Origin of the sequence: Streptomyces canus 299MFChir4.1 (genome assembly GCF_000383615.1) — a bacterium.
GTDB classification, from domain to species: Bacteria; Actinomycetota; Actinomycetes; order Streptomycetales; family Streptomycetaceae; genus Streptomyces; species Streptomyces canus_C.
This window is the reverse complement of the sequence record NZ_KB911583.1, coordinates 23,249-36,587: the sequence shown is the minus strand read 5'-3', so window position 1 is coordinate 36,587 and position 13,339 is coordinate 23,249. Positions and strand designations below refer to the sequence as shown.

Annotated in this window: 15 protein-coding genes; 6 read left to right on the top strand and 9 right to left on the bottom strand. The window is 71.5% G+C overall.

Going from position 1 to position 13,339, the window contains the following annotated elements:
• Positions 1–99: 99 nt before the first annotated feature.
• Genes H293_RS0104015 through H293_RS0103995 form a run of 5 tightly spaced genes read right to left on the bottom strand, consistent with a single transcriptional unit; the run spans position 100 to position 5,326 of the window.
• Positions 100–984, bottom strand: coding sequence for a glycosyltransferase family 2 protein (locus H293_RS0104015; RefSeq protein ID WP_028807533.1), 885 nt, complete (start codon positions 982–984; stop codon positions 100–102).
• Complete coding sequence (locus tag H293_RS0104010; RefSeq protein ID WP_078612538.1) at positions 981–1,760, bottom strand: CDP-alcohol phosphatidyltransferase family protein; 780 nt, start codon at positions 1,758–1,760, stop codon at positions 981–983. The genes H293_RS0104015 and H293_RS0104010 overlap by 4 nt, the downstream gene beginning before the upstream one ends.
• On the bottom strand, positions 1,738–2,799 hold the full coding sequence (locus H293_RS0104005) for an iron-containing alcohol dehydrogenase family protein (protein WP_020116591.1): 1,062 nt from the start codon (positions 2,797–2,799) through the stop codon (positions 1,738–1,740). The genes H293_RS0104010 and H293_RS0104005 overlap by 23 nt, the downstream gene beginning before the upstream one ends.
• Positions 2,787–3,539: a phosphocholine cytidylyltransferase family protein gene (locus H293_RS0104000; RefSeq protein WP_020116590.1), complete on the bottom strand. Its 753-nt coding sequence runs from the start codon at positions 3,537–3,539 to the stop codon at positions 2,787–2,789. The genes H293_RS0104005 and H293_RS0104000 overlap by 13 nt, the downstream gene beginning before the upstream one ends.
• Positions 3,536–5,326 carry a DUF5941 domain-containing protein gene (locus tag H293_RS0103995; protein ID WP_020116589.1) on the bottom strand — a complete coding sequence of 597 codons (1,791 nt, stop codon included), beginning with the start codon at positions 5,324–5,326 and terminating at the stop codon, positions 3,536–3,538. The genes H293_RS0104000 and H293_RS0103995 overlap by 4 nt, the downstream gene beginning before the upstream one ends.
• 277 nt (positions 5,327–5,603) lie before the next feature.
• On the opposite strand from H293_RS0103995, the gene galE reads away from it, so the two are divergent.
• From galE to idi, 3 genes are all read left to right on the top strand, one after another.
• The gene (gene galE, locus H293_RS0103990) at positions 5,604–6,572 is read left to right on the top strand and encodes a UDP-glucose 4-epimerase GalE (RefSeq protein WP_020116588.1); all 969 of its coding nucleotides are present in this window, start codon (positions 5,604–5,606) and stop codon (positions 6,570–6,572) included.
• 141 nt (positions 6,573–6,713) lie between these two features.
• Positions 6,714–7,655 (top strand): cation diffusion facilitator family transporter, encoded by a 942-nt coding sequence (locus tag H293_RS0103985; protein WP_020116587.1) that lies wholly within the window; start codon positions 6,714–6,716, stop codon positions 7,653–7,655.
• Between the two features lie 187 nt (positions 7,656–7,842).
• Positions 7,843–8,436: an isopentenyl-diphosphate Delta-isomerase gene (idi, locus tag H293_RS0103980; protein WP_020116586.1), complete on the top strand. Its 594-nt coding sequence runs from the start codon at positions 7,843–7,845 to the stop codon at positions 8,434–8,436.
• Between the two features lie 15 nt (positions 8,437–8,451).
• Here idi and H293_RS49015 read toward each other — a convergent pair whose 3' ends face one another.
• Together H293_RS49015 and H293_RS0103970 are read right to left on the bottom strand one after the other, a co-directional pair.
• The gene (locus H293_RS49015) at positions 8,452–8,976 is read right to left on the bottom strand and encodes an ATP-binding protein (RefSeq protein WP_078612514.1); all 525 of its coding nucleotides are present in this window, start codon (positions 8,974–8,976) and stop codon (positions 8,452–8,454) included.
• 126 nt (positions 8,977–9,102) lie between these two features.
• A complete protein-coding gene (locus tag H293_RS0103970; protein WP_020116584.1) occupies positions 9,103–9,708 on the bottom strand; it encodes an HdeD family acid-resistance protein in 606 nt (201 codons plus the stop codon).
• A gap of 68 nt (positions 9,709–9,776) precedes the next feature.
• Here H293_RS0103970 and H293_RS0103965 point away from each other — a divergent pair, with 68 nt between their 5' ends.
• Positions 9,777–10,541 (top strand): enoyl-CoA hydratase/isomerase family protein, encoded by a 765-nt coding sequence (locus H293_RS0103965; protein WP_020116583.1) that lies wholly within the window; start codon positions 9,777–9,779, stop codon positions 10,539–10,541.
• Here H293_RS0103965 and H293_RS0103960 read toward each other — a convergent pair.
• On the bottom strand, positions 10,513–11,163 hold the full coding sequence (locus H293_RS0103960) for a DJ-1/PfpI family protein (protein ID WP_020116582.1): 651 nt from the start codon (positions 11,161–11,163) through the stop codon (positions 10,513–10,515). The genes H293_RS0103965 and H293_RS0103960 overlap by 29 nt on opposite strands.
• Positions 11,164–11,174: 11 nt before the next feature.
• Positions 11,175–12,134: a GlxA family transcriptional regulator gene (locus H293_RS0103955; protein ID WP_020116581.1), complete on the bottom strand. Its 960-nt coding sequence runs from the start codon at positions 12,132–12,134 to the stop codon at positions 11,175–11,177.
• A 113-nt stretch (positions 12,135–12,247) separates the two neighbouring features.
• Between H293_RS0103955 and H293_RS0103950 the strand changes: the two genes are divergently transcribed.
• Positions 12,248–13,117, top strand: coding sequence for an SCO6745 family protein (locus H293_RS0103950; RefSeq protein WP_020116580.1), 870 nt, complete (start codon positions 12,248–12,250; stop codon positions 13,115–13,117).
• A gap of 90 nt (positions 13,118–13,207) precedes the next feature.
• Complete coding sequence (locus H293_RS58320) at positions 13,208–13,339, top strand: LPFR motif small protein (protein WP_259294443.1); 132 nt, start codon at positions 13,208–13,210, stop codon at positions 13,337–13,339.

Genomic DNA, 13,339 nt, shown 5'->3' with positions numbered 1-13,339 from the left:
TAGCTTTCCTCTTCGGGATGCTTCGGGATGCGCGGCCTGTACGGGCAGGGCAGGAGCGGGGGCCGTGGTACGTCCCGGCCGCTGTCAGCAACGAGCTTGTCAGATGACCGGGGGCCGGCCCAGCCGGGTCAGGCGCCAGACGGTACGCCACTTCATCGGCCTGCGCGGTCCGCACGGTGTGCTCCAGCCCTCCCGGAAGCCGCCGAACCAGGCCTTCAGGGCGGGCCGCGAGGGGCGGCGCACCAGGGTCAGCAGCATCCAGACACCCAGGTAGACCGGGACCAGGAGCGCGGGCAGGTTGCGGCGGGCGAGCCAGACGCGGTTGCGGGCGACCATGCGGTGGTAGACCGCGTGCCGGGAGGGCGCGGTCGTCGGGTGGTACAGCACCATGTCGGACCGGTAGTCGATCATCCAGCCCGCGTCGAGAGCCCGCCATGCCAGGTCGGTTTCCTCGTGGGCGTAGAAGAACTCGTCCGGGAGGCCGCCGACTTCGGCGAAGACCTGGGTGCGGACGGCGTTGGCGCCACCGAGGAAGGTGGTGACCCGGGAGGAACGCATCGGGTCGGCGGCCCGCAGCCGGGGGACGTGCCGGCGCTGGGTGACCCCGGTGTCGGGGTCGGCGATGCGGAAGCTGACGATGCCGAGCTTCGGGTCGGCCGTGAAGGCCTGGCGGCACAGTTCGGCGGTGTCGTGGTTCGGGAGCAGACCGTCGTCGTCCAGGAAAAGCAATATGTCGACGTCGCGACCGCTGGGGCCGAAGGCCTCGATGCCGACGTTGCGGCCGCCGGGGATGCCGAGGTTCTCGGGCAGCTCGATGGTCCGGACGCCCTCGGGGACGTCCGGGACGGGCGAGCCGTTGCCGACGACGACCACCTGGACCGGGTCGCCGTCCTGCTTGGCGACCGAGTCGAGCAGGGCGCGCAGCTCCTCGGGGCGGTTGCCCATGGTGATGATGACCGCGCCGACCTTCATGCCGGTGCTCACTTCAGCCTGCTGGAGGCGAGGATCGACACGAGGTGCAGCAGGGTCTGGAGCAGGGCGATCCCGGCGAGCACCGCGACACCGAGCCGCGAGAAGAACAGGTCGCCGCGCACCTGGTCCACGACCGCGAGGACGAGGATCAGCAGGGACGCCTCTATGCCGAGGACCAGCCGGTGGAACTTGAGCAGGGAGGCGGCCTTGCGGGCCAGCGCCATGCCGGAGGAGCGCATCTCGGCGGCGGCCTCCTGAACAGGCGGCTTGCCCGTCTGGTGCCGGGCGACCCCCACGAGGTCGGTCTCGGCCTTGATCAGGATCGCGCCGAGCGCGGCCAGGGTGCCGAGGAAGGCCCACAGCCAGTCGATACGGCCGCTGCCGAACAGGTCGGCGGCGCGCAGACCGAAGCCGACGAGCACGGCCGCGTCGGTCAGGTACGCGCCGACGCGGTCCAGGTAGACGCCGTTGAGCGAGTACTGCTTCTTCCAGCGCGCGATCTCGCCGTCGACGCAGTCCAGCAGCAGGTACATCTGGACGCACACCACGCCGAGCACGGCCCCCGGGATCCCCGGCACCAGGAGGGCCGGGGCCGCGAGGACTCCGAAGACGGTCATCAGGTACGTGAGCTGGTTGGGCGTGACCCTGGTGTTCACCAGGTAGCGGTCCACCCGCAGGGACACCTCACGCATGTAGAGGCGTCCCATCCAGTGCTCACCGCTGCGCCGGTCCTTGACCCCTGCGGGGTGGACGACCGGACGGAGTTCAGCTACCGATGGCCTTGACATAGTCGGCGTAGATGTCCTTGATCTGGTCGGTCTTGAGGTCGAGGTGTTCGAGGATGGTGTAGCGGCCGGGGCGGGTCTGCGGAGCGAACTCCACGGCGCGGACGAACTCCGCGGGCGTGAAGCCGATCTCCTCCGGCAGCACCGGAAGTCCGTGCCGGCGCAGTACCTCGGCCATGTACGCCGATTCCTCGTGGGCTCCGCGCAGGTACATCGCGAAGGCCGCGCCCAAACCGCACTGCTCGCCATGGGCGGCGGCACGCTTGGGGTAGAGCAGGTCGAACGCGTGGTTGATCTCGTGGCAGGCGCCGGAGGACGGGCGGGAGTCGCCCGACACCGACATGGCGATACCGGTGAGGACAAGGGCCTCGGCCAGCACCTGGAGGAAGCTGTCGTCGCCGACTCCGCCGGGGTGCCGGAGCACCGCTTCGCCGGCTTGACGGGCCATCGCCGCGGCGAGACCGTCGATCTTCTCGCCGTTGACGCGGTTGGCCAGCTCCCAGTCCGCGACCGCGGAGATGTTGGAGATGACGTCGCCGATGCCGGAACGCACGAAGCGGACGGGGGCCTCACGGATCACGTTGAGGTCGATGACCACGGCGATCGGGTTCGGCACCCCGTACGAGCCGCGGCCGGCGTCGTTGTCGAGGGTCGCGACCGGCGAGCAGAGACCGTCGTGCGCGAGGTTGGTGGCGACGGCGACCAGCGGCAGGCCCACGCGGGCGGCCGCGAACTTCGCGCAGTCGATGATCTTCCCGCCACCGAGGCCGACGATCGCGTCGTAGTGGCCGGCCTTGACGTCGTTCGCCAGCCGGACCGCGTCGTCGATCGTGCCGCCGCCGACCTCGAACCAGGTGGCCCCGGGCAGACTCGGCGCGATCCGCTCGCGCAGCCGGGCGCCCGAGCCGCCGCTGACGGCGACGGCGAGCTTGCCGGACTGCGAGATGCGTTCGTCCGCGAGCACACAGCCAAGGTCGTCGAGAGCACCCGGACGGATGTCCACGACGAGCGGTGAGGGGATCAGCCGGGTCAGTACTGGCACGCGATCTCCCGTCCACGGGCGAGGTCGTCGTGGTTGTCGATCTCCACCCACGGCACGTCGCCGATCGGCGCGACGTCGATGCGGAAGCCGCGGTTCACGAGCTCCTGGTAGCCGTGCTCGTAGAACTGCTGCGGGTCGGTCTCCCAGACCGTCTTCAGCGCGTCGGCGAGTTCGGGGGCGGCGTCGCCCTCGATGAGGGTCACACCGATGTACTCGCCGGTGGCCTCGGCGGGGTCCATCAGCTTGGTGATCCTCGTCATGCCCCGCTCGGGGTCGACGACGACCTTCATCTCCTCGTCGGCGAGGTTCTTCACCGTGTCCAGGGCGAGGATGATCCGCTTGCCCTCGCCGCGGGCGGCGAGCAGCGTCTTCTCGACGGAGACCGGGTGCACGGTGTCGCCGTTGGCGAGGATCACGCCGTCCTTGAGGGCGTCACGGCCGCACCACAGGGAGTAGGCGTTGTTCCACTCCTCGGCCTTGTCGTTGTCGATGAGGGTGAGCTGGAGGCCGTACTTCGCCTCCAGCGCCGCCTTGCGCTCGTACACCGCTTCCTTGCGGTAGCCGACGATGACCGCGACCTCGGTCAGACCGATCTCGGCGAAGTTGCCGAGGGTGAGGTCCAGGACCGTCGGTTCGCCCTCTATGCCCGCGGGGCCCACCGGCACCAGAGCCTTGGGGAGGCTGTCGGTGTAGGGGCGCAGCCGGCGTCCGGCGCCGGCCGCCAGCACGAGGCCGATCATGCGGGTTCTCCTTCGTCGTGTACGGCGGGAGCCCCAGCGGACACCCAGAAGCGGATGCTCTCGACGAGCACCAGCAGGGCCACCACCACGGCCAGGACCGTGAGCGCGACCGTGAACTGCGAAGCGGTGAGCAGCGCGGCCAGGACGGTGACCAGCAAGGTCCGTCCTTCGTGCCCCCCGACGGCGCGCACCAGCCAGGCCGGGGGCGCTCCGGCGTTGCCGCGGATGCGGTACACCGTGTCGTAGTGATGGTAGGCGACGGCGCCCACCAGCCCGAAAGCCGCTGGCAGGGCTCCGTTCACGTCCGCTTTGGCCGCCAGGATCAGGACGGTGCCGTATTCGGCGGCGCGGAAGAGCGGGGGGACGAGCCAGTCGAGGGCGCCCTTGAGGGGGCGGTACAGAGCCTGACCGGCGGCGATCGCGTAGACGACGGCACCGCCGACGGGCGCCCAGGTGTCCCCGGAGGAGAGGGTTGCGGCCAGGATCACCGTGCCCGCCAGCGCCACAGCGGCCCGGGGCCCTCCGAGAGGGGCCCGCGACACACGCGCCAGCAGGCCGGCCAGCGGCCCGTTATCCGCGAGGTCCGCCAGCGCCTGCGCCGCCCGGTCCGTGCGCTGTGCCTTGCGGGTCAGCGAGCGCAGCACCCGGCCCGCCGTGGTGTAGGTCGCCGCGAAGGCGCACCCGACGAGAAGGGCGTAGAAGGTGATCCGCGGTGTCGTGACCGCGGTGAGCACCGCGATCATCGCCCAGCGCTCCCCGATGGGCAGCACGATCATCCGCCGCACCCACACCGTCCAGCCGACGCTGTCGAGCTTGTCCGAAAGGGCGGCCGTGGGGCTGGTGTTGGCCGTCGCGTCGTGGTTGGCCTCGTTGAAGGAGAAGTCGACGACGTGCCGGCAGGTCTGGAGGATCATCGCGCCGAGCGCCAGCGCCCATACGTCGTCGCCGCCCCGGGCCGCGCCGAGGGCGAGGCCGGCGTAGTAGGCGTACTCCTTGGCGCGGTCGAAGGTGGCGTCGAGCCAGGCGCCGAGGGTGGAGTACTGCAGCGAGTAGCGGGCGAGCTGGCCGTCGGTGCAGTCCAGGACGAACGAGGCGATCAGCAGGGCGCCCGCCGCGACGAAGCCGCCGCGGGTGCCGGTGGCCGCGCAGGCCGCCGCGATCAGGGCGGTGACCAGGGACGCGGTGGTGACCTGGTTCGGGGTCAGGCCGCGGCGGGCGCACCAGCGGGCGATGTAGCGGGAGTAGGGGCTGATGAAGTACGTGGTGAAGAAGCCGTCGCGGGACTTCACGGCGGACTTCAGGCGTACGGCCTCGTCGTCGACGTCCGCGACGGCCTGCCGTGCCTCGTTGCGGGCCTGCGGGTCGGCGGGGACGGCGGCGACCAGGCTGCCGAGTTCGGGGCGGTACACCTCGGCGCCGTCCTCGGCCAGCGCCGTGACGATGCGGTCGGGAAGGCTGTCCACGACGACCGCCGTGCCGCCGCCCGCGGAGTTCTCGCGGGCCAGCACGCGGGTGAGGGCCACCCGGCCGTCGGGCTGCGCGGTGACCGCGCCGGGCAGCGCGGCGAGGGAGAAGCGGGGGTCGGTCAGGCCCAGGCGCAGCGCGTGGACGTGGCCGACGAACCGGGCGTCGACGAGGGCGACGCGCTGGTCGCAGGGTGCCTCGGCGACCAGCCGCTCGGCGTCGGCGGCGTCCGCGGCGACCTGCACGTCGAAGCCGAGGGACCGCAGATCACCCTCGATCGACGAACCGGGGACCGGCTGACCGGTGAGGATGGCGGTCGACAACCGAACTCACTCCCTGGGTGCCGACGCGCGGGCGCCGGTCATGTGCACGATGGGGGCGCCCCTTGGCTGGACCAGGCGGGCGGCATGTCGGCAGAGGCTATCGGATGCCAAGAAGGCGGCGTTCACCGCCCGTTAACGGACCGATCAACAGCGTCTCCCCCGGCCTTTGCCGCGATCATCATCGGTGATCCGGGCCCCCGCCCACAAACCGCGCCCCACAGAGCGGACATCAAGGACATCGTGAGGGTCCGGGAGCGTCGGCATAGGGTGGACGACCATGACGTGGCTGATCACCGGCGGTGCCGGGTACATAGGGGCGCATGTGGCGCGGGCCATGACGGGGGCCGGGGAACGGGTGCTCGTCCTGGACGACCTCTCGGCCGGGGTGCCGGCGCGGCTCCCCGCCGACGTGCCGCTGGTCCGGGGCTCCTCGCTGGACGGCGGCCTGCTGAAGCGGGTGCTGGCCGAGCACGCGGTGACGGGTGTGGTGCATCTCGCGGCGCGCAAGCAGGTCGCCGAGTCGGTGGCGCAGCCGACCCGCTACTACCAGGAGAACGTCGGGGGGCTCGCGACCCTCCTGGAGGCGGTCGCGGAGGCCGGGATCGAGCGCTTCCTCTTCTCCTCCTCGGCGGCCGTCTACGGCAACCCCGATGTGGAACTCATCACGGAGGAGACGCCGTGCGCTCCCGTGAACCCCTACGGCGAGACCAAGCTCGCCGGGGAGTGGCTGGTGCGGGCGGCCGGACAGGCCCACGGGATCTCCACCGTCTGCCTGCGCTACTTCAACGTCGCCGGGGCCGCGGCGCCGGAGCTCGCGGACACCGGTGTCTTCAACATCGTGCCCATGGTCTTCGACCGCCTCACCCGCGACGAGGCCCCGCGGATCTTCGGCGACGACTACCCGACGCCGGACGGCACCTGCGTCCGTGACTACATCCATGTGTCCGACCTGGCCGAGGCGCACCTCGCGGCGGCCAGGCGGCTGTCCGAGGGCGGACAGGTCGGCGACCTGACGGTCAACATCGGTCGCGGTGAGGGCGTCTCCGTACGCGAGATGGTCACGGTGATCGGCGAGGTGACCGGAGACCGACGGCCCGCAGTCGTGGAGCCCCGGCGCCCCGGGGACGCGCCCGTGTCGGTGGCCGTGGCCGCCCGGGCCGCCGAGACGCTCGGCTGGAGCGCTCGCCGAGGGGTGCGCGACATGATCGAGTCCGCCTGGCGCGGCTGGCTGCTGCACCACCAGTGAGGCTGCCCTGACCTGCGGTTCGTTTCCGCAGGTCAGGGCACATGACAACGGTGTTCAGTGCCGCGTTGCCCGATACCCCCCGCCCGTAGTTCACTGTGATCCCGGGCGGACTGTCCGGGATCGACGCAGGAGGCGGCTTCCATGGGGGCAGGGCACGACCACGGCCACGCGCACTCGCATGCGCCGGCGGGCGGGACGGCGACCTCGGCGTACGTCGGCAGGCTGCGGGTGGCGTTGTCGATCACGCTCACCGTCATGGTGGTCGAGATCGTCGGAGGCGTCGTCGCGGACTCCCTCGCCCTGGTCGCGGACGCGGCGCACATGGCGACGGACGCGCTGGGCCTCGGCATGGCCCTGCTCGCGATCCACTTCGCGAACCGCCCGCCGACCGGCAACCGCACCTTCGGGTACGCCCGCGCGGAGATCCTCGCCGCCCTCGCGAACTGTCTGCTGCTGCTCGTCGTCGGCGGCTACGTCCTGTACGAGGCGATCCAGCGGTTCGTGACGCCGGCCGACACCGAGGGCGGGCTGACCATCGTGTTCGGTGCGATCGGTCTGGTCGCGAACATGATCTCGCTGACCCTGCTGATGCGCGGCCAGAAGGAGAGCCTCAACGTGCGCGGGGCGTTCCTGGAGGTCGCGGCGGACGCGCTGGGCTCGCTCGCGGTGATCGTCTCGGCCGCGGTGATCCTGACCACGGGCTGGCAGGCCGCCGACCCGATCGCGTCGCTCGTCATCGGCGTGATGATCGTGCCGCGCACCTTCAAACTGCTGCGCGAGACCCTCGACGTGCTGCTGGAGTCGGCGCCCAAGGACGTCGACATGGCGGAGGTGCGCACGCACATCCTGGCCCTGGACGGCGTGGAGGACGTCCACGACCTGCACGCCTGGACGATCACCTCGGGAATGCCGGTGCTGTCCGCCCACGTGGTGGTGCGTTCCGACGTGCTCAGCGCGATCGGCCACGAGAAGATGCTGCACGAGCTCCAGAACTGCCTCGGTGACCATTTCGACGTGGAGCACTGCACCTTCCAACTGGAGCCGGTCGGGCACGCGGAGCACGAGGCGCATCTGTGCCACTGACACACGTGTACGGTGCATGAAACGCCCGTTCTGGCGGAATGCAGCGACCCGGCACACCTTCGCGTCCTCCACCCCACAACCCCGCCCCGAGCGGTTCCCCGCCCGCCGCGCCGGGCACGATCAACTGCCGGGGGTGCCGGATCCGTGCGGCACACTTGGGGCGCGAAGACCGATGTGAAGGATGGGTATGCCGACCACACCTGCCACCACGACGCACACTCCGTCGAACGGCGCCGCGAACGCGATCCTGCTGGAACTGGTCGACGAGCACGGTGTGACGATCGGCACCGCGGAGAAGCTCGCCGCCCACCAGCCGCCGGGACAACTGCACCGCGCCTTCTCGGTGTTCCTCTTCGACGAGCGGGGCCGGCTGCTGCTGCAGCAGCGCGCGCTGGGCAAGTACCACTCCCCCGGCGTGTGGTCCAACACCTGCTGCGGCCACCCCTACCCGGGCGAGGCGCCCTTCGCGGCGGCGGCCCGGCGGACGTACGAGGAACTGGGTGTCTCCCCCTCGCTGCTCGCCGAGGCGGGCACGGTCCGCTACAACCACCCCGACCCCGACTCGGGCCTGGTCGAGCAGGAGTACAACCACCTGTTCGTCGGCATGGTGCAGTCCCCGCTCGGCCCGGACCCGGAGGAGGTCGCCACGACCGCCTTCGTGACCCCGGCCGAGCTGGCGGAGCGGCACGCGAAGGACCCCTTCTCCGCGTGGTTCATGACGGTGCTGGACGCGGCCCGTCCCGCGGTCAGGGAGCTGACGGGCCCGTCCGCCGGCTGGTGAGGAGCCCGCGGGCACTCAGGACACGCGCACGGCCTTGAGCGGCAGGGCGGCCCAGATCACCTTGCCGCCACTGGAGGTGTGCTCGACGTCGCAGACCCCGCCCGCCTCCCGGGTGATCTCGCGGACCAAGAGCAGTCCCCGGCCCCCCTCGCCGCTGTGGTCGGTCTCCAGGGCGGTCGGCCGGTAGGGGTGGTTGTCCTCCACGGACACCCGCACCCACTCCGCGCCCACGGCCACCTCCACGGCGAGCATCGGTGAGAGCAGGGCCGCGTGCCGGACGGCGTTCGTGACGAGCTCGGACACGATCAGCAGGAGGCCCTGGACGAGGTCGTCCGAGACGGGCACCCCCTGGCGGTACAGCAGGTCCCGCACGGCGTGTCGCGCCTGCGGGACCGACGCGTCGACGGCGGGGGCGGTGAACCTCCACACACCCTCGTACGGCAGCGGGTCCGGTGTGCCCCGGTCGAGAGGGTCCGGTTCGTGGGGGTCTTCTCCGCTGTCCGTCGGGCGAGGGCCTGACCCGCGCCCATGGTCGTCCATTCTCCGGTCGCCACCCTTGCGCTCGATTGTCACCACCTGTCGAGTGTTGGCAGCGCACCGCTCCCCTCCGGATGTCTGAACAGAAGTCAGCGCATATCGAGTACCCCTGACCGATTCCGCGCGGAACTATTCGGATGGTGTCGGCTTGGCGACCGCCTCGTGCTGTTCGGTGACCATGCCGACGATCTTTCGTCCGCCGAACCCGGTGGCGATGAGCCCGAGACCGTCGAAGAGCAGGGCGAGCGAGAAGAAGCAGCCGATCACGTACTTGCTGCTGTTCGGCCAGGAGGCCAGCACCAGGATGCCCAGCAGCAGACCGAAGGCGCCCTGCACGAGCGTCCAGCCGAACTGCGGTCCCCGCACCACCAGACTGCCGACCAGCCGGAACACCCCGCCGGTCAGGAAGAGCAGCGCGGCGAACATGGTCAGCGCCGCGGCCGCCGCCTCCGGCCGCCCGATGACGACGACGCCGGCCGCGATGTTGAGTGCGGCGACCACGACACCGAGCCAGAAGAAGCTGGAGCCCCGGGCCTGGACCGCGTGCAGCAGTCCCACGACGCCGCCGATCAGCAGGAGCCAGCCGAACAGGATCATCGAGGTGAGCGTGGCCACCCCGGTGTAGATCAGCCCGACGAGTCCGGCGATCACCAGGATCACACCGAGCGCCGCCAGCCAGCCGAAGTCGCGGCTCAGCTTGGCCGTCTCCGGGTTCTCCGCCTTGTTCACTGCCATGCGGGGCCTCCTCGCGCCGCCGGCCCCTTCTTGATCGTACGGTCGGGGGTACGGCTAGCATCCGACCCATGGAGTACCCGGAACCGCAGCTGCTGCACGCCGTCACGGACTCGATCGCTACCGTCGTGGTCCACCACCCGGCCAAGCGCAATGCCATGACGGCCGCGATGTGGCGGGCGCTGCCGCCGCTGCTGGACACGCTGGCCGCCGATCCGGACGTCCGGGTGCTCGTGCTGACCGGGGAGGGCGGCACGTTTTGCGCGGGCGCCGACATCTCCACGCTGCGCCGGTCGCCCGAGGAGGCGCAGGGGCTCGCGGTGCGGGCCGAGGAGGCCCTCGCCGCGTTTCCGAAGCCGACGCTCGCGGCGGTCCGGGGGCACTGTGTGGGTGGCGGGTCGCAGCTCGCGGCGGCGTGCGACCTGCGGTTCGCCGAGGAGGGCGCACTGTTCGGGGTGACTCCGGCGAAGCTCGGGATCGTGTATCCGGCCTCCTCCACCCGGCGGTTGGTGTCGCTGGTCGGTCCGGCCACCGCCAAGTACCTGTTGTTCTCGGGCGAGTTGATCGACGCGGAGCGGGCACTGCGCACGGGTCTGGTCGACGAGGTACTGCCGGAGGGCGAACTCGCCAAACGCGTCGGGGAGTTCACGCGGCTCCTGGCGTCCCGTTCGCAGCTCACGCAGGCCGCGGCGAAGGAGTTCGCGAACGGCCGCACGGACCGGGACGCGCACTGGAGCGCGCAGATACGGGACAGCGACGACACCTCGGAGGGGGTCGCCGCGTTCCTGGAGCGCCGTCAGCCGCGGTTCACGTGGTCGGTTCCTGGCCGAGGGTGAAACGGCTCCTGGAGCGGAGCCGTTCCACGACGTCCGCGGGTGCCTTCTGCGGGGCCCCGGCGTCGTAGGGCGGCTGCGGGTCGTACTCGATGCCGAGCTGCACGGCCTGGGCGACGAAGTCTCCCGCCGTCCGGCCGATCAGATCGAGCCCCATGTCGATACCGGACGAGACCCCGGCCGCGGTGACGTACTTGCCGTCCACCACGACCCGCTCCCCGGTCGGTTCGACGCCGAACTTCCTCAGTTCGTCGAGGGCCAGCCAGTGCGAGGTGGCCCGGCGGCCTTCGAGGAGGCCCGCCGCCGCGAGCAGCAGGGAGCCGGTGCACACGGACGTCGTCCAGGTGCTGGTGGCGTCGGCCGTGCGGATCCAGTCCAGGAGAGCCTGGTTGGTCATCTGCGGGGTCTGTCCGGGGCCGCCCGGGACGACCACGATGTCGGGATTCGGCGCCTCGGCGAGGCTCTTGTCGGCGACCAGGGCGAGCCTGCCGTTGTCCGTGCGGACGGGGCCGGTCTCCTCGGCGACGAAGACGACCTCGGAGTCGGGGAGGCGGACGAGGGTCTCGTACGGTCCCACGGCGTCCAGGGCGGTGAAACGGTCGAAGAGGACGATGGCGATCTGCACAGGGGGTCCTTTCAGAGGGCCGGGGTCGGGTGGAAGCGGCGGCGGTACTCGGAGGGGGCCGTGCCGAGGGCTTTGACGAAGGCACGGCGCATCCCCTCGGGTGTGCCGTAGCCGCTGGCGCGGGAGATCTCCTCGATGCCGTCGGAGGTGTCCTCCAGGAGACGGCGGGCGTGTTCGAGCCGGACCCGGTCGACGTACCGGCCGGGCGTCATGCCGGTCTCGGTCCGGAAGGCACGGGCGAAGTGGCGGGGCGAGAGGCGGGCCCGGGCGGCGAGGGCTTCGACGCTCAGGTCGTCGGCGGGGTGCTCGGTGATCCACAGCTGGACCTCGCGCAGCGGCTCGCGCTGGGCGGTCTGGGCGGCGAGCTGGGCGCTGAACTGGGCCTGGTTGCCCGGCCGGCGCAGGAAGACGACCAGGTGGCGGGCGATGGCGAGGGCGGCCTCCCGGCCCAGGTCCTCCTCGACCAGGGCGAGCGCGAGGTCGATGCCCGAGGTGACGCCGGCGGACGTCGACACCTGTCCGTCGCGCACGTAGATCGGGTCGGGGTCCACCTCGACGGCCGGGTGGTCACGGGCCAGCTTGTCGCAGTACGCCCAGTGCGTGGTGACCCGGCGGCCGTCCAGGAGCCCCGCCTCGGCGAGCCGGATGGCGCCGGTGCACACCGAGACCAGGCGCTCGGCCAGGGGTCCGTGTTCGCGCAGCCAGTCGGCGAGGCGCGTGTCGGGGCGCCGGGTGCCCTGGCCACCGGGCACGACGAGGGTGTGCGGGGCGTCGGCCCGCGCGAGGGCTTCGTCCGGTACGACGGTCAGGCCGCTGGAGGTGCGTACGGGAGCGCCGTCCAGCGAGGCCGTGCGGATGCGGTAGGTGCCCGGGGCGAGCTGCTCGGCGCCGGCGAAGACCTCCAACGGGCCGGTGACGTCGAGGCTCTGCACCCCGTCGAAGAGGACTAAGAGAACGGTTCGCTGGGCCATGTCCCCGATTCTTGGGCCGCGGGGCGATGGCGGCAATGACGAGTTCCCCACCTTTTCTGCCCTGCGCGGCCTCCCCGCAGAGGGGATACCAAGCGGTCGGTAACCTGCTCGTCATGACTACTGCCGCCCTGGAACCGCGCGTCGGCCGCCGCTGTCACAACCCCCTCAACTCCCTGCACGCCGCGCACTACTTCTCTCCCGACCTGGGCAAGGAGCTGGCCGCGATCGGTGTCACGCACCCGAGGGCCGTCAACTTCGCGGTGCGGGCCGCCGCGCTGGGACCGGTCGGCCCGGGGGCGGTGACGGCCGCGTTCTACAACTACAAGCACGAGCTGGTCGCCGAGCACGTGCCCGCCGTGTGGCGCACCGCCACGCCCGAACGGGTTCTGGCGGCACGCGTGCGTGCCGTCGACGCGACCCTGCGCCGCCTGCTCGGCGACGAGACCGTGGCCTCGGACGGGATGGCCGAGGCCGCGCGGCTCGCGCTGCGGGCCGCGGAGGGCTGTTCGCGTGCCGCGCGCCCGCTGTACTCCGCGCACGCCGACCTGCCGGTGCCCGAGGAGCCCCACCTGGCGTTCTGGCACGCCGCGACGCTGCTGCGCGAGCACCGGGGCGACGGACATCTGGCCGCCCTGATGTCCGCGGAGCTGGACGGTCTGGAGGCTCTGGTGACCCACACCGCGACCGGCCGGGGCATGACGCCGTCCTGGGTGTTCACCACGCGCGGGTGGACCCGGGAGGAGTGGGACGCGGCCGCCGAACGGCTATGTGGACGCGGACTTCTGGACGCCGACGGTGAGCTCACCGAGCGGGGGCTCGCCCTGCGGGAGGAGATCGAGGCGGAGACGGACCGGCTGGACCGGGCCCCGTACGAGCACCTCGGGCCGGAGGGCGTACGACGGCTGACCGAGCTCGCGGTGGGGTTCGCGCGGAGCGCGGCTGCCGCGGGGGCCTATCCCGCCGACCTGATCGGCAAGCGCTGATCTTTCGGGGCCACGAAGATTGCCCGGCCGCCTCGGAGGTACCCGTTTCTTTCCCGGTCGTCCTGGCCGGGAGAGGAAAGGGGAATGCCCATGTTCCGCGCGATCGCAGACGTCCTGCGCCAGATCGGTGGCGCCATCGCCACCGTGGTGACCCTGCCCTTCCGGGCACTGGCCCGGCTCTTCGGCGGTGCGTCCGGCTCCACGAGCGGCCGCAGGGCCTGA

What these genes read in the sequence shown, in the direction of transcription:
- H293_RS0104010 (WP_078612538.1), bottom strand. Translation starts at nt 1,760, where the DNA reads ATGTCAAGGCCATCGGTAGCTGAACTCCGTCCGGTCGTCCACCCCGCA.
- H293_RS0104000 (WP_020116590.1), bottom strand. Translation starts at nt 3,539, where the DNA reads ATGATCGGCCTCGTGCTGGCGGCCGGCGCCGGACGCCGGCTGCGCCCC.
- galE (WP_020116588.1), top strand. Translation starts at nt 5,604, where the DNA reads ATGACGTGGCTGATCACCGGCGGTGCCGGGTACATAGGGGCGCATGTG.
- H293_RS0103985 (WP_020116587.1), top strand. Translation starts at nt 6,714, where the DNA reads ATGGGGGCAGGGCACGACCACGGCCACGCGCACTCGCATGCGCCGGCG.
- idi (WP_020116586.1), top strand. Translation starts at nt 7,843, where the DNA reads ATGCCGACCACACCTGCCACCACGACGCACACTCCGTCGAACGGCGCC.
- H293_RS49015 (WP_078612514.1), bottom strand. Translation starts at nt 8,976, where the DNA reads ATGGACGACCATGGGCGCGGGTCAGGCCCTCGCCCGACGGACAGCGGA.
- H293_RS0103970 (WP_020116584.1), bottom strand. Translation starts at nt 9,708, where the DNA reads ATGGCAGTGAACAAGGCGGAGAACCCGGAGACGGCCAAGCTGAGCCGC.
- H293_RS0103965 (WP_020116583.1), top strand. Translation starts at nt 9,777, where the DNA reads ATGGAGTACCCGGAACCGCAGCTGCTGCACGCCGTCACGGACTCGATC.
- H293_RS0103955 (WP_020116581.1), bottom strand. Translation starts at nt 12,134, where the DNA reads ATGGCCCAGCGAACCGTTCTCTTAGTCCTCTTCGACGGGGTGCAGAGC.
- H293_RS0103950 (WP_020116580.1), top strand. Translation starts at nt 12,248, where the DNA reads ATGACTACTGCCGCCCTGGAACCGCGCGTCGGCCGCCGCTGTCACAAC.
- H293_RS58320 (WP_259294443.1), top strand. Translation starts at nt 13,208, where the DNA reads ATGTTCCGCGCGATCGCAGACGTCCTGCGCCAGATCGGTGGCGCCATC.